A 19,352-nucleotide genomic window follows, 5' to 3' on the forward strand; every position below is an offset into this window, starting at 1 on the left:
GTGAGACGGGCCGGAGGGCTGGCGCCCGTCCGGCCCGTCGCCGTCAGTGCTTGCGCGCTTACAGCAGCACGCGCTCGATGCCGCCGCTGTTGGCCTTGGCGACATAATCCGGCAGCCAGTTGTCGCCAAGCAAATGCTTGGCCAGCTCGACCACGATGTAGTCGGGCTCGATGCCGCCGGCGTCGTTGGCGTAGCGGTGCATGCCCTGCAGGCAGCTCGGGCAGGAGGTCAGCATCTTGACCTTGGCGCTGGGGTCGCCTTCGCGCAGCGCGGCGGCGCCTTTCTCGATCTCTTCCTGCTTGCGGAAGCGCACCTGGGTCGAGATGTCGGGGCGGGCGACCGCGAGCGTGCCGGATTCGCCGCAGCAGCGCTCGGACAGGTCGACGCGCGTGCCCATCAGCTCGTTGACCACCTTGATGCCCGAATGCACCTTCATCGGCGTGTGGCAGGGCTCGTGGTACATGTACTTCACGCCATTCACGCCCTCGAGCCTGACGCCCTTCTCCATCAGGTACTCGTGGATGTCGAGCAGGCGGCAGCCGGGGAAGATCTTCTCGAATTCGTACTTCTGCAGCTGGTCCATGCAGGTGCCGCAGGACACGATCACGGTCTTGATGTCGAGGTAGTTCAGCGTGTTGGCGACGCGGTGGAACAGCACGCGGTTGTCGGTGGTGATCTTCTGGCCCTTGTCCTCCTCGCCGGCGGCGGTCTGCGGGTAGCCGCAGCACAGGTAGCCTGGCGGCAGCACGGTCTGCGCGCCGACGTGGTAGAGCATGGCCTGGGTGGCCAGCCCGACCTGGCTGAACAGGCGCTCGGAGCCGCAGCCCGGGAAGTAGAACACCGCCTCGGAGTCGCCGTTGGCCTTCTTCGGGTCGCGGATCACCGGGATGACCTTGTCGTCCTCGATGTCGAGCAGCGCGCGGCTGGTCTTCTTGGGCAGGTTGCCGGGCATCGGCTTGTTGATGAAGTGGATCACCTGGGCCTTGATCGGCGCCTTGCCGAGCGTGGCCGGCGGCGTCTTCACCTGCGGCTGGATGAGTCCGAACTTCTTGCCCATCTCGTGTGCCCAGCGCTGCGCCTTGTAGCCCCAATCCATCATGCCGACGCGCATCGCCTTGATCGTCGCCGGGTCCTTGATGGTGAGGAAGGCCATCGCCGCGGCCTTTCCGGGGTTGAAGGACTTCTTGCCCTGCTTGCGCAGCAGGTTGCGCATCTTGATCGACACGTCGCCGAAGTCGATGTCCACCGGACAGGGCTTCTCGCACTTGTGGCAGATCGTGCAGTGGTCGGCGACGTCCTCGAACTCGGCCCAGTGCGCGAGCGACACGCCACGGCGGGTCTGCTCCTCGTACAGGAAGGCCTCGATCAGCAGCGAGGTGCTGAGGATCTTGTTGCGCGGGGAGTACAGCAGGTTGGCGCAGGGCACGTGCGTCGAGCACACCGGCTTGCACTTGCCGCAGCGCAGGCAGTCCTTGATGTCGTGGGCGATGTCGCCGACGTCGGTCTGCTCCATGATGATGGACTCGTGGCCCATCAGGTTGAAGCTGGGGGTGTAGGCGTTGTCGAGGTTGCCGCGGATCGGGCCCTTGCGCATCAGCTTGCCGCGGTTGAAGCGACCTTCCGGATCGACCTTTTCCTTGTAGGCCCAGAAGTTGGCCATCTCGTCGTCGGTGAGGTAGTCGAGCTTGGTGATGCCGATGCCGTGCTCGCCCGAGATCACGCCATCCAGGCTGCGTGCCAGCGCCATGATGCGGTCGACCGCGCGGTTGGCGGTCTGCAGCATCTCGTAGTGGTCTGAGTTGACCGGCAGGTTGGTGTGCACGTTGCCGTCGCCGGCATGCATGTGCAGGGCGACGAAGACGCGGCCGCGCAGGATCTCCTTGTGGATGTCCTGGATGCGCGCGAGCACCGGCGCGAACACGTTGCCGTCGAAGATGCTGCGCAGCTGCGGGCGCAGCTCCTGCTTCCACGACACGCGGATCGAGTAGTCCTGCAGGCGGTGGAACAGGCGCGGATTGTCGGCGCGGTTGGACAGCTCGCCGGCCTCGATGCCGTACTCGGCGAATCGGGATTCGGCCTCGGCGAGCGGCAGGTCGAGGTTGTCGAGCAGCCACTGCCAGCGTCGGCGCATGGCGGCGATCTGCTCGAGCGCGGCATGGCGACGATCGCCGATCAGCTCCTCGCGGCCGACGTCGGCGTCACCGGTATTGAGCGGCAGCTCGCCCCGCAGGAACGCGCTGAGCGCGTCGCACAGCGCGATCTTGTTGTGCGTCGACAGCTCGATGTTGATGCGCTCTATGCCGTCACAATATTCGCCCATGCGCGGCAGCGGGATGACCACGTCCTCGTTGATCTTGAAGGCGTTGGTGTGGCGGGAGATCGCCGCGGTGCGGGAGCGCTCCAGCCAGAAGCGCTTCCTCTGCTCGGCGCTGACCGCGATGAAGCCCTCCGAGCCGCGCGCATTGGTCATGCGCACCACCTCGGAGGCGGCCTTCATCACCGCGTCCTCGTCGTGGCCGACGATGTCGCCGATCAGCACCATCTTCGGCCGGCCGTGGCGCTTGGCCTTGGTGGCGTAGCCCACCGCCTTGACGTAGCGCTCGTCGAGGTGCTCGAGGCCGGCGAGCTGGACGCCCGTGGCATGCCCGGCACCGCCCGGCTTGAAGTAGTCGGTGATCTCGACGATCGCCGGCACGGCCTCGCGCACCTGGCCGAAGAACTCCAGGCACACCGTGCGCGTGTGGGGCGGCATCTTGTGCAGCACCCAGCGCGCGGCGACGATCAGGCCGTCGGTGCCTTCCTTCTGCACCCCGGGCACGCCGCCGAGGAACTTGTCGGTGACGTCCTTGCCCAGCCCGACCTTGCGGCAGGCGGCGCCCGGCATCGACAGGATCTCCTCGCCGAGCGGCCGGTAGTTGAGGCCGTCGAAGCGGCGCAGGCGGAAGCGGACGGTCTGCTGCTCGTGGATCTTGCCGAAGTTGTGATCCAGGCGTTCGACCTCGAGCCAGTTGCCGTCGGGCGTGACCATCTTCCACCACGCCAGGTTGTCGAGCGCGGTACCCCACAGCACGGCCTTCTTGCCGCCGGCGTTCATGGCGATGTTGCCGCCGATGCAGGACGCGCTGGCCGAGGTCGGGTCGACCGCGAACACGCGACCGGCCGCGGCGGCGGCTTCGGACACGCGTTCGGTGACCACGCCGGCGCCGGTGCGGATGGTCGGGTAGGACGCGCTCATCGGCCCATCGACGCCCGGCAGCACGATGTCCTCGACCGCGCTGATCGAGATCAGCTTCTCGGTGTTGATCACCACCGAACTGGCGTCGAGCGGCACGGCACCGCCGGTGTAGCCGGTGCCGCCGCCGCGCGGGATGATGGTCAGGCCCTGGGAGATGCATTCGCGCACCAGCGGCGCCATCTCTTCCTCGGTGTCGGGGTAGAGCACGACGAAGGGGTATTCGACGCGCCAGTCGGTGGCATCGGTGACGTGGGAGACGCGGGCGTGACCGTCGAAGCAGATGTTGTCGCGGCGGGTGTGCCTGGACAGCGCCTTGAGCACCGCCTTGCGCCGGCGCGCGCTGTCGTCGAACCAGCGCTCGAAGTCCGACACCGCCTCGCGCCCGCGCACGATCAGCATGGCGACGCGGTCATTGCCCTGGCGGCGCTTGTCGACCTCGTTCAGGCGGTGGTGGAGGGCACCGATCAGTGCCTCGCGGCGTTCGCGGCTGGTGAGCAGGTCATCCTCGAGGTAAGGGTTGCGCCGCACCACCCAGATATCGCCCAGCACCTCGTACAGCATGCGCGCGGAGCGGCCGGTGACGCGCTCGGTGCGCAACTCGTCGAGCACCGCCCATGCCTCGCTGCCGAGCAGGCGGATGATGATCTCGCGGTCGGAGAACGAGGTGTAGTTGTAGGGGATTTCGCGCAGACGTTGGCTCATGGGGATACCGGGGAAACTGCTGCAGGGAGCCGCCAATTCTAGCGAACCGCAGTGCACCATGCAGCAAAATTCAAGACCTTATCGATGGTGTGGCTTAGTTGAGTGCGGCCGTCAGGGCGATCTCGATGCGCCAGCCCGCGTCGACCAGGCCGGCCACCTGCACGCAGGCGCGCGACGGTGCGCAGCCGGGTGGCAGCCAGGCCTCCCACACGGCGTTCATGCCGTCGCTGTCGGCGAGGTCGGTGAGGTAGAGGGTGGCCATCAGGATGCGCGAGCGGTCGCTGCCGAGCGCCTCGAGCTGGCGAGCGAGGCTGTCGAGCACTTCCTGAGTCTGCTGCCGGATGTCGCCGTCGCTGTGCGTGGGCACCTCGACGAGGTGGATCACGCCGTTGTGGATGACGGCGTCGGCATAGCGCGCGGTGGTGCCATGGCGTTCGATGTCGGACATGCGGGCTCCTGTTGCGGGTGTGGCGGGAAACGACGAGGTGGCCCCGAGTATAGGCCAGCACGAGTTGGACCGCCGGCCGGCGCCGAGGTGCTCAGGCCATCAGCCACAGGATCGCGGCGTAGCGCAGGCCCTTGCCGATCGCCATCCACAGCATGCAGGCGAGCCAGTTCAGGCGCAGCACACCGGCGGCGGCGCACAGCGCATCGCCAAGCAGCGGCGCCCAGGACAGCAGCAGGCTGAGGCTGCCCCAGCGCTGCACGGTGGCGAGTCTTGCGGGCACTTCCTTGCGCGGCAGCAGGCGGCCGAGCAGGTAGGTGCTCATGCCGCCGGCGGTGTTGGCCAGGGTGGCGACGAGCAGGGCAGCCAGGCCGAGCTCAGGGTGTAGTGCGAGCACGCCGGCGAACACGGCTTCCGAGCCGCCGGGCAGCAGGGTCGCGGCGAGGAAGGCCGCCACGGCGAGGCCGCCGAGCGCGGCCAGCTCGCTCGTGATCACTGGCCAGCACCTCCGCCCGCAGCACACCCGCCAGGCACCGCCGAGCGATCCGTGTCAATGACTTTGGCATTGACACGAAAATATGACAAACGCAGAATCCGGCTACGCATTTCGCGTAAATTGGACAAGGAGGAGTTCCGATGAAGACCATTCTGTGCGCCACTGCTGCGACGCTGGTGATGATGATGCTGGCGCCCGCCGAGGCCATGGCCAATCCTCAGCACGAACGCATGAGGCGCTGCAATGCCGAGGCCAAGGAGCAGCAGCTCAAGGGCGATGAGCGCAAGGCCTTCATGAGCGGGTGCCTGAAGGGGCGTCACGACGCGGGGGCAGCGCAGCCGGCGACGGAGGCGGGCGCAGGGGCGGGCGCTGCCCAGTCCAGCCCGGTGTCGGCTGCAGCCGTGCCCGCAGTCGTGGCTGCGGCGGACGATGTTGCCGATGAGGCGGTGGACGACAAGGCGCGCACCCGAGCCTGCAACCAGGCGGCCACCGAGCAGTCGCTCAAGGGCGCCAAGCGCAAGGCCTTTCTCAGCGAGTGCATGAAGGGCTGATCGCGCGCGGCACGGCGTGGGGCAAGGCCCCGCGCCGGCCTCAAACGATGTCGAAGAACACCAGGTCGCGCTCGATCTCGTTGGCCGAGAAGCCGCAGCCGATGCGACCCGGCCCGTTGAGCACCAGCTTGTCCTGCTTGATGCAGCGCTCCGGCTGACCGTCGAGGGCGACGAAGGTGCCGTTGGTGCTCTGGTCGAAAAGCACGAAGCCCTCGCGCCTGCGCTCGATGCGCGCATGCTGGCGTGACGCGCGCGGGTCCATGATCGCGAGGTCATTGCCCAGCTCCCTGCCCAGCAACAGCACCGGGCGCTGCTCCTCGACGAACAGCACTTCTTCCTGATGGCGCAGGCGCAGGCGCTGCGACAGCCGCGCCGTCGGCGGAATGGAGGTGACCAGGCCGCCACGCTGGCCGATGGCGAAGACTTCGAAGGGCAGCCGGCTGAAGGCCGCTTCGGCGAGCGGCTTGCTGCTCAGCAGGGGGCGCGCGCTGCTGGTGAGCAGCATCGCCGCGGTTGCCGAGGCCAGTGCCTGCTCGGTGGCGCACAGGGCAGCGAGCTCTAGGGCGAAGCTGACGCCCTCGCCGGCGGGGCCTGCATCGGTGAGCTCGACGATGCCGTAGTGCAACCCCAGGCGTACCGGCTGGCGGGCGCCGCGCAGCGGCGGCAAGCTGCGGATGCGCTGCAGTGCGTCGTGGGCGGCGAGCACGCCGGCGTCGCAGCGCTCGAAGCAGGCAATGGTGGTGCCGGTCGCGGTGAGCACGATGCGTCCGCCTTGTGCGGCGATCGCGCGCTCGATGCGGTTGGCGCAGCGCTCGGCGGCGTGAAGAGCCTCCTGTTCGCCCAACTGCGTGGCGAGCGGCCCGTTGTCACGGTGCAGCGCGACGAGGACGCAGAGGTTCTTCCGCTCGGACATCAGGCTTGGTCCCCGGGCATCAGCAGGCGCACGGTGGCGGCCTGGGCGGGGGGCAGCTCGGGCGGGTCGAAGGCAGTGTCGCCCTCATCCACTACCGTCTGCCGGCTGAGGCCGACGAAGTCGAACAGGCGCGCGTCGGCCAGATGCGAGGGCACGACGTTCTTCAACGCGGTGGCGAGCGATTCGATGCGGCCCGGGTAGTCGCGCGCCCAGCCCTGCAGCATGGCCTTGATCTGCTTGCGCTGGGCGTTCTCCTGCGAACCACACAGATTGCACGGGATGATCGGGAAGTCCATCGTGCGCGCAAAGCGGGCGATGTCGGCCTCGGTGCAGTAGGCGAGCGGGCGGATGACGACGTGCTGGCCGTCGTCGCTCACCAGCTTGGGTGGCATGGCCTTGATCTTGCCGCCGAAGAACATGTTGAGGAACAGGGTTTCGAGCATGTCGTCGCGGTGGTGGCCGAGCGCGATGCGGGTGGCGCCGATCTCCCTGGCGCTGCGGTAGATGATGCCGCGGCGCAGGCGCGAGCACAGCGAGCAGGTGGTCTTGCCCTCAGGGATCTTGTCCTTGACGATCGAGTAGGTGTCCTCGGTGACGATCCGGTACTCGACGCCGATCGACTCGAAATAGTCGGGCAGCACGTGGTCGGGGAAGCCGGGTTGCTTCTGGTCGAGGTTCATCGCCACGATGCGGAAATCCACCGGTGCGCGCTCGCGCAGCGCCAGCAGGCAGGACAGCAGGGTGTAGGAGTCCTTGCCGCCGGAGACGCACACCATCACGGTGTCGCCATCGCCGATCATGTTGTAGTCGCCGATCGCCTCGCCGACGCTGCGTTCGAGCTTCTTCTTCAGGCGCAGGAAGGTATTGGAGTGGCGCACGTCGGCCTCGCTGCCGACCGGGGCAGGCGGGGCGACGGGGGGCGCGGCAGGGGCGGTGGCAAGGGACACGGGCTAACTCGATCGACGGGAAAAACGAGCCGAATTATACGCCTGCCCGCTGCGGCTGCCTCACAGATGCGCACTGCGTCCGCCATCGACGGCGATGATCTGGCCGGTGATGTAGGGCGCGTCGAACATCAGGAAACGCACCGTGCGGGCGATGTCGTCGGCGCTGCCGACGCGCTTGAGCAAGGTGTGCTCGATGATCTGCGCGCGCTCGGCGGCGGAGAACTGCTCGTCCTCGGGCCAGTCGATCGGTCCGGGCGAGACGCCGTTGACCCTGACCCGGGGCGCGAGCTCGATGGCCAGGGCGCGGGTCAGCGCGCCCAGCCCGGCCTTGGCCGCGCTGTACAGCGGGTAGCGCTGCAGCGGGCGTTCGGCGTGGATGTCCACGATGTTGACGATCGCGCCGGCGCTGGCCCGGAGCGCCGGCGCGAGCGCCTGCGACAGGAACAGCGGCCCCATCAGGTTGGAGCCCATGAGCTCGTCCCAGGCGGCGCGGTCGATCTTTCCGAGCGGGGTGGCAAAGAAGCTCGAGGCGTTGTTGACCAGGCCATCGACCTGCGCGCTGCGGGCCAGGACCTGGGCGGCGATGTCCTCCGCGGCGCCGAAGCGCGCGAGGTCGCCGCCGACGGTGAAGGCGGAGTCGGGGCGCTGGCGGTTGAAGGCGGCCGCCAGGGTCTCGGCCTCGTCCGCGCTGCGGCGGTAGTGCAGGGCCACGCGCGCGCCGGCCGCATGCAGCTGGCGCGCGATCTCGGCGCCAACCCGGCGTGCGGCGCCGGTGACGAGGATCAGCGGCGCGGTGTTGCTGGCGTCGTCAACGGCCTGTGTCGAGGCGAAAGGGGGAGGGGGCGTCATCGCTTGTCCAACTCGGTTGTTCGGCCTGCCATTACAATCGCGGACTTCCGTCGCGCCGCATCGATCCTGCCATGTCTTCCCTGCCCGAACCCACTGCCGATGCGCGCGCCCAGAGCGCGCGCCTGCTCGAACTGATCGTCGCCGAGATCGCCGCGGCGGGGGGCTGGATCCCGTTCTCGCGCTACATGGAGCTGGCCCTGTATGCGCCCGGCCTTGGCTATTACAGCGGCGGCGCCCGAAAGTTCGGGCCGGGCGGCGATTTCATCACGGCGCCCGAGCTGACGCCGCTGTTCGGTCAGGCCCTGGCGGCGCAGGTCGAACAGGGGCTGCGCGCGAGCGCGCCCGAGCTGATCGAGGTCGGCGCCGGTACCGGCCTGCTCGCCGCCGACATGCTGCTCGAGCTCGAGCGGCGTGGCTGTCTGCCGCAAGCCTACGGCATCCTCGAGCTGTCGGGCGAGTTGCGTGCGCGTCAGTTTGACACCCTGGCGGCGCGGGCGCCCAAGCTCGCCGCGCGCGTGCGCTGGCTCGACGCCCTGCCTGACCACTTCGAAGGCGTGGTGGTGGCGAACGAGGTGCTCGACGTGATGCCGGTGCATCTGGTCGTGTCGCGTGCCGAGGGGCTTTTCGAGCGCGGGGTCGCGTTCGAGCGCGATGCCGCTGGTGTGCGCCGGCTGTGCTGGGCCGACCAGCCCGCCGCCGGCGCGGTGCTGGCCGCCGCGCGCGCGCTCGAGCTGCCGGTGCCGGCGCAGGGCGAATACGTCAGCGAGTTGAATCTGGCGGGCAATGCCTGGGTCCAGGCCTGGGCCGAGCGTCTGCAGCGCGGCCTGATGCTGCTGATCGATTACGGCTATCCGCGTGCCGAGTACTACCTGCCTTCGCGCGCCAATGGCACCTTGCTGTGCTACTACCGCCATCACGCCCATGGCGACCCCTTCCTGTGGCCTGGACTCAACGACATTACCGCCTTCGTCGATTTCACCGCGGTCGCCACCGCCGGCTTCGATGCCGGGCTGCAGGTCCAGGGCTATGCCACGCAGGCGCAGTTCCTGTTCAACTGCGGCGTGCTCGAGTGCCTGGAGCGGCGCGGGCCGCGTGAAGGCGCGGACTACATCCGGGCGGCGCGCGCGGTCCATCGTCTGACCGCGCCGCAGGAGATGGGCGAGCTGTTCAAGGTGCTGGCCTTCACCAGGGGGCTCGATGCGCCCTTGCTCGGTTTTGCGCGCGGTGACCGCCTGCACACCCTGTAGCGCACAGGCCGCGCCGCTTGGGGCTCAGAGCTGGCGCTCGACCAGCCAGGCCTCGATGCGGGCGGCGACGTCCTGCCAGCCGTGCTCGAGCATCATGCCGTGGCCCATGTCGGGGAAGATCTCGGCCCGACGGCCATAGGTGGCCGCCGTCATATGCACCTGGTCGGCAGGGATCAGGGCGTCGTGGCTGGCGCCGAGGATCAGCATCGGCGCCTGGTGCATGCGTGCGGGGTGCGGCAGGTTGAACAGCGAGATGTCCCAGATCGCACGGTGCGACTCGGGCTGGCTGAGCATGTAGTAGCGGCGCAGGTCGGCGGCATCGACCGGCTGGTGGAACAGGGCTTCGCGCAGGCTCTCGATGTTGACGTCGTTGCCCGCCATGATGGCGTTGAGGTCTGAGAGCAGGGCGGGGCGCTTCAACATGAGACCGAAGGCCGAGCCCATCAGCCCCTGCGGCGGCACCGAGGACATCAGCACGGTGGCTGGCGCGTCGTACTGCTCGAGGTACTTCTGCACCACCATGCCGCCCATCGAGTGGCCGATCAGCACCGGCGCGGCCGGCAGCTTGGCGGCGACCTCGGCGACGTCGCGCACGTAGTCGTCGATCGAATAGGAGTCGAGGTGCTCGCGCTGGCGGCTGCCGCCGTGGCCGGACAGCGACAGCGCATAGGCGGACCAGCCGCGCGCGGCGAACCAGGGCAGGAAATGCTCTTCCCAGCACCAGGCGGCGACATAGGCGCCATGCACGAACAGCAGCGGCGCGGTGTGAGTGGGGCGGGCGGGTGCGTGGCACAGCACCTCGAGCTCACCGAAGCGGGTGGTATTCATTGTTCTTCCTTGCGGTCGAGCGCCTTCACGGCCGCTACGCGGGCAGCGTGAAGGGCCTGCGGGATCAGTGCCTTGTCACGGCAATTGCGGGCGATTGTACCCGCGTCGATCCCGCGCACCGCGTGAAGCACTGCCGCCCAGCGCGCCAGTGGCGGCCAGTCCGTGACGGATTCCCGCTGGTCGCCGCGTCCGGCGTGGTCGCAGGCCGCGCCCTGCAGCATCAGCATGAAGCGCTCGGGGCGGCGCAGTGCGTCACAGCGCTCGATCAGCTTGACCATGGTGTCTGCGCGCAGGCTGGCAGCCTGGCCGAGGATGCCGTGTTCGCGCGCCAGCATTTCGGCCAGCTCACGGCAGTCGGCGGGTGCCTTGAGACGCTCCGACACTTCGCGTGCGCGCCGCGCGCTGGCGGCCTCGTGGCCATAGTGGTGCGGCAGGACGGCGGCGGGCGTGTCACCCTTGCCCAGGTCGTGCAGCAGGCAGGCCCAGCGCACCGCCAGCGGCTGTGCCGCGGCCGCGGCCTGATCGATGACCATCAGCACATGCTCGCCGGTGTCGATCTCGGGGTGGTGCCGGGCCGGCTGGGGGATGCCGAACAGGCGGTCGAGTTCGGGCAGGATGCGGGCGAGCGCACCGCAGTCGCGCAGGCTGCGGATCATGCGCGAGGGGCGTGTTTCCATCAGCCCGCGCGCGAGCTCCTGCCAGACGCGCTCGGCGACCAGGTGGTCCACCTCGCCGGCAGCCACCATCTGGCGCATCAGCGCGAGCGTTTCGGGCGCGATGCTGAAGTCGGTGAAGCGCGCCGCGAAGCGGGCCACGCGCAGGATGCGCAAGGGGTCCTCGGCGAAGGCCGGCGAGACGTGGCGAAAGAGGCGCGCCTCGAGATCGGCGACGCCGCCATAGGGGTCGATCAGTCGCCCGTCGGCATCGCGGGCGATGGCATTGATGGTGAGGTCGCGCCGGCGCAGGTCCTCCTCGAGCGTGACCTCGGGCGAAGCATGGCAGACGAAGCCGGTGTAGCCGCGCCCCGACTTGCGCTCGGTGCGTGCGAGCGCGTATTCCTCATTGCTGTCCGGGTGCAGGAACACCGGGAAGTCGCGCCCCACCGGCCGGAAGCCCTGCGCGAGCATGGCTTCCGCGGTGCTGCCGACGACGACCCAGTCGCGGTCCTTGACCGGCAATCCGAGCAGGGCGTCACGCACCGCCCCACCCACCTCATAGGCCTGCATCAGCCGTAGAGGTCCTCTTCCGGGATGGCTTCGGTCTCGGCGCGCGCGGCCGCCGCCCATTCCTGCATGTGCGCGTTGGCGAGCAGGGTGGCGGCATACTCGCCGGCCACGCCCTCGGGCTTCACGCCATAGGTCTGGAAGCGGAAGGCGACCGGCGCGAAGGCCGCGTCGGCGAGCGTGAAGTGGCCGAACAGGTAGGGACCGCCGCCACCGAAGCGGCCGCGGCAGTCGGTCCACAGCGCCACGATGCGCGCGATGTCGGCGTCCACCTCGGGGCTGTGGCCGAAGCCGGCGTAGTCCTTGCGGATGTTCATCGGCATGCGGCTGCGCAGGTTCTGGAAGCCGGCGTGCATCTCGGCGGTGGCCGCGCGCGCGATCGCCCGCGCGGCAGGGTCGGCGGGAAGCAGCGCAGGGGCCTTTTCGGCGAGGTATTCGCCGATCGCCAGCGAATCCCACACGGTGAAGCCATGGTCGATCAGGCAGGGCACCTTGCCCGAGGGCGAGTGCGACAGGATGCGCTCGCGGCTGCCGGGGATGAACAGCGGGATGCGGATCTCCTCGAAGGTGAAGCCGCCTTCGCGCGCGGCGAGCCAGGCGCGCAGGGACCAGGACGAGTAGTTCTTGTTGCCGATGATGAGCTTCATCGTGGACTCCGGGTCACGGTGGAAAGGATCGGAATGAGGCCGTCAGCGCCGCGCCTGGCGGCGGAAGGGATAGTAGTGGGCGCGCGTCGCTTCGTCGCCCAGCCAGGCCGGCGCGACCGCCTCGAGTGCGGTCGGCTGCAGGCCGAAGGGCAGCGGCGGACCGCTGGCGACGTTGTCCGCCCGCATCGAGCGCACATTGTCGCGGCTCATCAGCGGCTGCGGCGCGAGTTCCATCATGCGCGCCTGCAGCATCGCCAGGCCCTCGGGCAGGGGCACGATCGGACGCGGCTTGCCAGTCAGGGCCGAGACGTATTCGACGAGCTGGCGCAGGGTGTACACGCTCGGGCCGGCCAGTTCATAGGTCTGGCCCACCGCCTCGGGGCGCACCAGGCTCTGCCACACGACCTCGGCCACGTCCTCCACGTACACCGGCTGGAAGCGCGCGTGGGCGCCCGCCAGGGGCAGCACCGGGAACAGGGCCGCGAGCCGGGCGAACAGGTTGAGAAAGCTGTCGCCACGGCCGAACACCACCGATGGGCGCAGGATGGTCCAGGCGATGTCGGGGCCGGCGGTGCGGATCGCGGTCTCGCCGGCGGCCTTCGAGCGCTGGTATTCCGAGGGGCCGTCGCTGCTCGCGCCCAGTGCGCTGATGTGCACCAGGCGGGTGACGCCGGCGGCGCGGCAGGCGGCGACGATTTTCTGCGGCAGCTCGACGTGGTTGCGGGCGAAGGCCGGGCCGAAGGGCGTGCCGGGGCGCGAATGCAGCACACCGACCAGACTGACGACGGCGTCGGCGCCGGCGAACAGGCGGGCCAGGGTGGCGGGGTCATGGACGTCGGCCTCGACCACATCGACCTTGGGCAGCAGCAGCACATGGCCGGCGCGGCTACGGCGGCGGGTGGGGATCAGCACTCTGATGTCCGCGGCGGACAGTCGATTGGCGACGGCGCTGCCGATAAAGCCGGAGCCGCCGACGAGGACGACGCGTTTCGGATTCATGGTTCGACTCGATCAGTGTTGTTATCGGGGTGAGAGGGCATCGCAGGGCCGAAGCTTACTCGCTGGCCGCGCCCGGGGCGATCGTGCCAAGGCGCGCCTTCAGCGATTGCGGCTGCCCTTCGAGCATGGCCGCATAGACGACGGCATTGGCCAGCACCTTCTTGACGTAGTCGCGGGTTTCGTCGAAGGGGATGGTCTCGGCATAGATCGCGCCTTCCAGCGGTTGTGCATCACGCCAGCGCCGTGCGCGCCCCGGGCCGGCGTTGTAGCCGGCGCTGGCGAGCACCGGGTGGTCGTCCAGCCCTTCCATGATCAGGCGCATGTAGCTGGTGCCGAGCAGCACGTTGGTATTGGGGTCGGTGAGCAGGCGCGGGTGGTAGTTCGAAAGGCCGATGCGGTTGGCGACCCACTTGCCGGTGTCCGGCATGACCTGCATCAGGCCCTGGGCGCCGGCGCTCGAGTGCGCCGGGATGACGAAGCGGCTCTCCTGGCGCATCAGGCCGTACACCCAGCCCAGGTCCAGGCCCTGCGCGCGCACCTGAGGTTCGATGAGGTCGCGATAAGGGGTGAGGAAGCGCAGCTCGAAATTGCTGCGCGGGTTGGCAAGCTCGGCGGTGTTGATCGCGCGATCGTAGAGTTCGTGGCGCAGCGCGAGGTGGGCCGCGGCCAGGCGGAATTGTTCGTCGCGGTTGCGCACGCCCCATACCCATTCGCGGAGGGCCTCGGTGCGCATGTCGAGCTGATACAGCGCGAGCGCGCGGCGCAGGCTCGGGTCGCGTTCGGCTTCGTCGAGCTTGGCCCGTGGCAGCGGCGCGGTCGACGGCGGGGGCATGAAGAGCTGACCGAACTCCTCGGCGGCGAGCATGCCGTAGAAATGCGGCTCGCCGGCGATGCGCAGGTAGAGGGACTCGGCCTCGTCGCGGTTGCCGCTGGCGGCGTGGGCGCGCCCGAGCCAGTAGAGCCAGTCGGGGCTGTCACGTTCCTCGGCCGGCAGGGCCTCGATCGCGCTGCGCACCGCACGCCAGTCCTGCGCGCGCAGCGCGGCGCGCACCCGCCAGGCGCGCTGCATCGGGGTGGTGTCGATGCTGCCGGCGGCGGCATACAGCCCCATGGCCTCGGGACGGCGGCCGATCGCGGCGTGCATGGCCATCACCAGGTTCGCGTAGTTGCGCTCCTCGGCGCTCAGGCGGTCCTGGATGCGCAGCAGCCGGAGCTGGGCCGCGGGCCAGTCCTCGCGGGTGAGGCGGACCAGCGCGGCCAGCGCGAGCTCACGCCCGGCGCGGGTGACGGCGAAGTTGGCCGGCAGGCGATCCAGCCAGGGGCCTGGCGAGCGGATCGCCTGGTCGAGGTCGACGCGCGCCGGCGCCACCTCTGGCGGCAGCAGGGCCAGGCTGGCGAGGGCATCGTTCGGGCTGCGGGTGTCGATCTGGCGGCGGATGCGCCACCACACGCGATCCTCGCTCACGCTGCCGCGCTCGACGGCGGCACTCAGCGGCATGTCGCAGCTCGCCGGGGCCGACTGCAGCGCGTCCCATTGCGCCGCCACCTCGGCGAGGGCGCTGGCGTCGCCGGTGAGCAGGCGGGCGGTCCACGCCGAGCAGCGCAATTCCGCATCCGGATTCTGCAGCTCCGGGAACAGGGCGACGAAGCCGGTCCAGTCACCGTCCCTGGCCATGCGCCGCAGCCAGTCGGCGCGCAGGCGCTCGGCGAGATTGCTGCCGTCCTCGGCGTCGATGAAGTCGCGCAGGGCGCGCGCCGGTGGCGGTTCGCTGCGCGCAAGCTGGTTCATCAGCAGCCAGTAGCGCGGGTAGATGTCCAGCACATGCGGCTCGCGGACCGCCGCGAGTGCCTCCAGGCGGGCACGATCCCCCTTGCGCAGGGCCTCGCGTGCGGCGACGATACGGTCCGCCCCCGAGACCGCCGCCATGGTGTTGGCGGGCTGTGTGCTGGCTTTTCCGGGCAGCAGGAATGCTGCGGCGAACAAGCTTGCCCAGAATGCTTTTCTCATACCCTACGATGCCTCCTGTTCAAGGCCTACCATATCACAGTCATGAAACCGCTTCCTGCCCTTGATGCGCTTGTCGAGCCCGATTTTGCTGCAGAGCGGAAGCGGCTGCGCGAGGCCGCGTTGCGGGCTCGCCAGGCGATGCCGGCGGCACTGCGCGAGACCCTCACCGGACGCATGAGCGCGCACCTGGACGAGCTGATGGAGGCCTTGCAGCCCCTGCGGCTGGGATTCTGCTGGCCCTATCGGGCCGAGCCCGACCTGCGCGCGTGGGTCACGCACTGGCTGGGCGCTCATCCGGGCCGGGTGGCAGCGCTGCCGGTGGTGTTGGAGCGCAACGCCGCGATGGTGTTCCGCGCGTGGACACCGGGCGAGCCGATGCCGCTCGACCGCCATGGCATTCCGCACCCCGCGCAGGGCGAGGCGCTGGTGCCGGATGTGGTGCTGGTGCCGCTCAACGCCTTCGACGCGCGTGGCTACCGGCTCGGCTATGGCGGCGGCTATTTCGACCGCACCCTGGCCGGCATGGACACGGTGGCGGTCGGCGTCGGCTTCGAGATCGGCCGTGTGCCGAGCACCTTGCCGCAGGGCCATGACAAGCCCATGGCCTGGATCGTCACCGAGGCCGGCGCGGCGCCGGCGCAGCGCTAAGGCGGTCGGGCTCAGCCGGCGCTGGAGGACAGGAACAGGCGGTAGGCCGGGTTGTCGTTCTCGGCCACGTAGTCGTAGCCCAGACGCTGCAGGAAGTCGTCGAACGCTGCCTTGTCCTGCGGCGGCACCTGCATGCCGACCAGCACGCGGCCAAAGTCCGAGCCGTGGTTGCGGTAGTGGAACAGCGAGATGTTCCAGTCCGAGCGCAGGTTGGAGAGGAAATTCATCAGGGCGCCGGGGCGCTCGGGGAAGATGAAGCGGTACACCACTTCATTCTCGGCCTGCGGCGCGCGGCCACCGACCATGTAGCGCACGTGGGTCTTGGCCAGTTCGTCGTCGGTGAGGTCGAGCGCGGGCAATTCGTGGCGCTCGAGCATCTCGACCAGGCGGCCGACCTCGTTGCGGTTGTGCACGGTGACGCCGACGAAGATGTGGGCCTGCTGCGGGTCGGCGTAGCGGTAGTTGAACTCGGTGATGTTGCGGTTGCCGAGCACGCTGATGAACTTCTTGAACGAGCCCGGTTTCTCGGGGATTGACACCGCCAGCACGGCCTCGCGCTGCTCGCCGAGTTCGGCGCGCTCGGCGACGAAGCGCAGGCGGTCGAAGTTCATGTTCGCGCCCGAGGCCACCGCCACCAGGTTCTTGTCGCGCAGCTTGTTGCGGCGCACGTATTCCTTGGCGCCGGCCACGGCGAGCGCGCCGGCGGGCTCGAGGATGGAACGGGTGTCCTCGAACACGTCCTTGATCGCGGCGCAGATGGCGTCGTTGTCGACCACGATCATCTCGTCCACGTACTGCTGGCACAGGCGGAAGGTCTCGGCGCCCACCTCCTTCACCGCGGCGCCATCGGCGAAGATGCCGACCTGCTCGAGGGCGATGCGCTGGCCGGCCGCGAGCGACTGCGTCATCGCGTCGGCGTCGACCGCCTCGACACCGATGATCTTCGTCTCCGGGCGCAGGCGCTTGATGTAGGCCGCCACGCCGGCGATCAGGCCGCCGCCGCCGACACAGCAGAACACGGCGTGGATCGGCTTCGGATGCGCGCGCAGGATCTCCATCCCCACCGTACCCTGGCCGGCGATGACGTCGGGGTCGTCGAAGGGGTGCACGAAGGTCAGCTTCTCGGCCTTCTCCAGCTCCAGGGCGTGGGCATAGGCATCGGAATAGGATTCGCCGGCGAGCACGACCTCGCCGCCGCGCGCCTTCACCGCGTCGATCTTGATTGCCGGCGTGGTGCTCGGCATCACGATCACCGCGCGCACGCCGAGCCTGGCCGCCGACAGTGCCACGCCCTGGGCGTGGTTGCCCGCCGAGGCGCAGATCACGCCGCGCTTCAGGGCCTGCGGCGAGAGCTTGGCCATCTTGTTGTAGGCGCCGCGGATCTTGAAACTGAACACCGGCTGCATGTCCTCGCGCTTGAGGAAGATGCGGTTGTGGGTGCGCGCCGACAGGTTGCTGGCGAGGTCGAGCGGGGTCTCGACGGCGACGTCGTACACCTGCGCGTTGAGGATGCGTTCGAGGTAATCCGTGGGGGTGGTCATGGCCGGCGCGTGCGCTGCTGCAAAGCGGCTGAGGGTAACAGCCGCATGCGCAGGGCGGCAAGTGCGCGTCGTTCGGGGGGCGGGCGCGCGGCTCAGCTCAGCAACTCGCGCAGGCTGGCGAGCAGCAAGACGGCAGCGACGATGAGGATCAGCAGGTCGCGCATCAGCCAGATGCGGACCGTGCGGCTCATGGCCGGACGCCGTCCTCGTCGCGATCGCCTCCCGGGCTCATCGCCTGCATCTGGCGATCGATGAACTCCTGCGTCGAGTCGATGCCGCGCAGTTGAAGAATGGTCGAGCGCACCGCCGCCTCGAGCAGCACCGCGAGGTTGCGCCCGGCAGCCACCGGCAGCACCACGCGCGAGATCTTGACGCCGAGGATGTCCTGCGTCTCCTGCTGCACCGGCAGGCGGGTCGGATCGCCCGGGCCGGGCTGGCGGCGCTCGAGATGGCAGATCAGGCGCAGGCGCATCTTGCGCCGGCACGCCGTCTCGCCAAAGATCGTGCGGATGTTGATGATGCCCAGGCCGCGGACCTCGATGAAGTCCTGCAGCAGTTCGGGGCAGCGTCCCTCGAGCACGGTGGGCGCGATGCGCGACAGCTCGACGACATCGTCCGCCACCAGGCCGTGGCCGCGCGAGATCAGTTCGAGTGCGAGTTCGGACTTGCCTGCGCCCGAGTCGCCGGTGATCAGCACGCCCAGGCCGAGCACGTCCATGAACACGCCGTGCAGCGAAGCCTTCTCGGCCAGCTCGCGCGACAGGTAGAGGCGAAGCTGGTCGATCACGCTGGCCGCTGGATGCTCTGTCGTGAGCAGGGCGACGTCGTGGGCGGCGCAGATGCCGTGCACGATGTTGGGCACCTCGCAGCCGTCGGCGACGATGATGGCCGGCGGACGCGCGGAGAGGATCTCGTTGAGGTGATGCGCGACCTTCTCGTTCGACTGGCGACGTGCCCAGGCGAGCTCGGCGGCTCCGAGGATCTGCAGACGGGTCGGGTGGATCAGGTTGAGGTGGCCCACCAGATCGGCGGGCCAGATGCGTTCTTCGGCCACCGCGATGCGCGCGTCAAGGCGCCCGCTCAGGTGGCACAGCTTCAGGCTGTCACGGTACGCCTCATACAGCCGCGCGACGCTGGTCTGCCGCATCGGCGCCCCAGTTCATGAAGATCTGATGGATGTGGGCCGCGTCCGGCGCATTGAGCAGGGCTTCGCGGAAGTCGCGATCGCTGAACATCTGCGCGAGCTCGGACAGCAGTTGCAGGTGGGTTTCGTTCGCCTGCTCCGGAACGAGGAGGACGAACAGCATGTTCACCGGCCGCCCGTCCGGGGCGTCGAACTGCACCGGCGTGCCCAGGCGCAGGAAGGCGCCGGCGGCGTCCTTCAGGCCCTTGATGCGGCCGTGCGGAATCGCGATGCCTTGACCGAGCCCGGTGGAGCCGAGTCGTTCGCGGGTGAACAGGCTGTCGAACACGGTGCTGCGGCCGATGCCCTGGTTGTTCTCGAACAACAGGCCCGCCTGCTCGAAGACGCGCTTCTTGCTGCTGGCGTCGAGATCGACCACCACGTTGGAAAGTGGCAGGAGTTGAGATATCAGGCTCATTCGCTGGAAGGCTTGCGCAATGGCTGAACCGCCTAGGTCGGGAACTGCGATTGGACGGTCCGGGGCGAGTGGGGCTCGCGTCGTGAAAACGCGCGCATTATAACCACACCCCGGACGCGGGGCGGTAACGAAAGCGTCAGACTTCGGGGGCCTGGTGCTTGATCGTTTCGTGGTTGTGGTCGGCCTGCTTCTGCTTGTACTTCTGAACCTGACGGTCGAGCTTGTCGCTCATCGCGTCGATCGCGGCATACAGGTCGGCGTCGTCGCTCTCGACGAAGATGTCCTTGCCGCGCACGTGCAGCGTGACTTCAGCCTTTTGCTTGAGTTTCTCGACCGAGAGGATCACCGCGACACTGGTGACGTTGTCGAAGTGACGGATGACGCGATCGAGCTTGGAAGTCACGTAGTCGCGAATGGCCGGGGTGACTTCGACATGGCGCCCGGTGATGTTGAGATTCATGTTTACTCCTGT

Annotated in this window: 18 protein-coding genes; 3 read left to right on the forward strand and 15 right to left on the reverse strand. The window is 68.8% G+C overall.

The genetic code is table 11. The annotated features are described in order from the left end of the window. Nucleotides 1-58 precede the first annotated feature (58 nt). From PLC66_RS00205 to PLC66_RS00215, 3 genes are all read right to left on the reverse strand, one after another. The gene (locus tag PLC66_RS00205; protein WP_324536698.1) at nt 59-3,937 is read right to left on the reverse strand and encodes a DUF3683 domain-containing protein; all 3,879 of its coding nucleotides are present in this window, start codon (nt 3,935-3,937) and stop codon (nt 59-61) included. Nucleotides 3,938-4,031: 94 nt separating this feature from the next. Further along, nucleotides 4,032-4,385 (reverse strand): RidA family protein, encoded by a 354-nt coding sequence (locus tag PLC66_RS00210; protein WP_324536700.1) that lies wholly within the window; start codon nt 4,383-4,385, stop codon nt 4,032-4,034. Nucleotides 4,386-4,476: 91 nt separating this feature from the next. Next, nucleotides 4,477-4,878 (reverse strand): YqaA family protein, encoded by a 402-nt coding sequence (locus tag PLC66_RS00215; RefSeq protein ID WP_324536702.1) that lies wholly within the window; start codon nt 4,876-4,878, stop codon nt 4,477-4,479. 140 nt (nt 4,879-5,018) lie between these two features. Here PLC66_RS00215 and PLC66_RS00220 point away from each other — a divergent pair, with 140 nt between their 5' ends. Continuing rightward, the gene (locus PLC66_RS00220; RefSeq protein WP_324536704.1) at nt 5,019-5,429 is read left to right on the forward strand and encodes a PsiF family protein; all 411 of its coding nucleotides are present in this window, start codon (nt 5,019-5,021) and stop codon (nt 5,427-5,429) included. Between the two features lie 40 nt (nt 5,430-5,469). On the opposite strand, the gene PLC66_RS00225 is transcribed toward PLC66_RS00220, so the two are convergent. The 3 genes from PLC66_RS00225 to PLC66_RS00235 are packed head-to-tail and all read right to left on the reverse strand — an operon-like array spanning nt 5,470 to nt 8,138. Beyond that, on the reverse strand, nt 5,470-6,342 hold the full coding sequence (locus PLC66_RS00225) for an FHA domain-containing protein (protein ID WP_324536706.1): 873 nt from the start codon (nt 6,340-6,342) through the stop codon (nt 5,470-5,472). Beyond that, nucleotides 6,342-7,289 (reverse strand): tRNA 2-thiocytidine(32) synthetase TtcA, encoded by a 948-nt coding sequence (ttcA, locus tag PLC66_RS00230; protein WP_503012160.1) that lies wholly within the window; start codon nt 7,287-7,289, stop codon nt 6,342-6,344. The genes PLC66_RS00225 and ttcA overlap by 1 nt, the downstream gene beginning before the upstream one ends. A gap of 60 nt (nt 7,290-7,349) precedes the next feature. Continuing rightward, on the reverse strand, nt 7,350-8,138 hold the full coding sequence (locus tag PLC66_RS00235) for a pteridine reductase (protein ID WP_324536708.1): 789 nt from the start codon (nt 8,136-8,138) through the stop codon (nt 7,350-7,352). Nucleotides 8,139-8,209: 71 nt separating this feature from the next. Here PLC66_RS00235 and PLC66_RS00240 point away from each other — a divergent pair, with 71 nt between their 5' ends. Continuing rightward, nucleotides 8,210-9,385: a class I SAM-dependent methyltransferase gene (locus tag PLC66_RS00240; protein ID WP_324536710.1), complete on the forward strand. Its 1,176-nt coding sequence runs from the start codon at nt 8,210-8,212 to the stop codon at nt 9,383-9,385. 24 nt (nt 9,386-9,409) lie between these two features. On the opposite strand, the gene PLC66_RS00245 is transcribed toward PLC66_RS00240, so the two are convergent. From PLC66_RS00245 to PLC66_RS00265, 5 genes are read right to left on the reverse strand one after another with little or no spacing between them, the layout of a single operon-like run. Then, nucleotides 9,410-10,213 carry an alpha/beta hydrolase gene (locus PLC66_RS00245; protein ID WP_324536712.1) on the reverse strand — a complete coding sequence of 268 codons (804 nt, stop codon included), beginning with the start codon at nt 10,211-10,213 and terminating at the stop codon, nt 9,410-9,412. Then, the gene (locus tag PLC66_RS00250) at nt 10,210-11,439 is read right to left on the reverse strand and encodes a multifunctional CCA addition/repair protein (RefSeq protein ID WP_324536713.1); all 1,230 of its coding nucleotides are present in this window, start codon (nt 11,437-11,439) and stop codon (nt 10,210-10,212) included. Before PLC66_RS00250 ends, PLC66_RS00245 begins: the two co-directional genes overlap by 4 nt. Beyond that, a complete protein-coding gene (locus tag PLC66_RS00255) occupies nt 11,439-12,083 on the reverse strand; it encodes a glutathione S-transferase family protein (RefSeq protein ID WP_324536715.1) in 645 nt (214 codons plus the stop codon). The genes PLC66_RS00250 and PLC66_RS00255 overlap by 1 nt, the downstream gene beginning before the upstream one ends. Before the next feature lie 42 nt (nt 12,084-12,125). Then, nucleotides 12,126-13,082: a complex I NDUFA9 subunit family protein gene (locus PLC66_RS00260; protein WP_324536717.1), complete on the reverse strand. Its 957-nt coding sequence runs from the start codon at nt 13,080-13,082 to the stop codon at nt 12,126-12,128. Between the two features lie 55 nt (nt 13,083-13,137). After that, nucleotides 13,138-15,090 carry a lytic transglycosylase domain-containing protein gene (locus PLC66_RS00265; RefSeq protein WP_324536719.1) on the reverse strand — a complete coding sequence of 651 codons (1,953 nt, stop codon included), beginning with the start codon at nt 15,088-15,090 and terminating at the stop codon, nt 13,138-13,140. 42 nt (nt 15,091-15,132) lie between these two features. Between PLC66_RS00265 and PLC66_RS00270 the strand changes: the two genes are divergently transcribed. Next, complete coding sequence (locus PLC66_RS00270) at nt 15,133-15,738, forward strand: 5-formyltetrahydrofolate cyclo-ligase (protein WP_324536721.1); 606 nt, start codon at nt 15,133-15,135, stop codon at nt 15,736-15,738. 11 nt (nt 15,739-15,749) lie between these two features. Here the strand turns inward: PLC66_RS00270 and ilvA are convergent, their stop codons facing one another. From ilvA to hpf, 4 genes are all read right to left on the reverse strand, one after another. Further along, entirely contained in the window at nt 15,750-17,375 is a 1,626-nt protein-coding gene (gene ilvA / locus PLC66_RS00275; RefSeq protein WP_324537079.1) for a threonine ammonia-lyase, biosynthetic, read from the reverse strand. 91 nt (nt 17,376-17,466) lie between these two features. Next, the gene (hprK, locus tag PLC66_RS00280; RefSeq protein ID WP_324536723.1) at nt 17,467-18,426 is read right to left on the reverse strand and encodes an HPr(Ser) kinase/phosphatase; all 960 of its coding nucleotides are present in this window, start codon (nt 18,424-18,426) and stop codon (nt 17,467-17,469) included. After that, entirely contained in the window at nt 18,395-18,880 is a 486-nt protein-coding gene (ptsN, locus tag PLC66_RS00285; RefSeq protein WP_324536725.1) for a PTS IIA-like nitrogen regulatory protein PtsN, read from the reverse strand. Before ptsN ends, hprK begins: the two co-directional genes overlap by 32 nt. A 136-nt stretch (nt 18,881-19,016) precedes the next feature. Next, complete coding sequence (gene hpf / locus PLC66_RS00290) at nt 19,017-19,340, reverse strand: ribosome hibernation-promoting factor, HPF/YfiA family (protein WP_324536727.1); 324 nt, start codon at nt 19,338-19,340, stop codon at nt 19,017-19,019. Nucleotides 19,341-19,352 lie beyond the last annotated feature (12 nt).

The organism is Thauera sp. (assembly GCF_035444905.1).
GTDB lineage: Bacteria > Pseudomonadota > Gammaproteobacteria > Burkholderiales > Rhodocyclaceae > Thauera.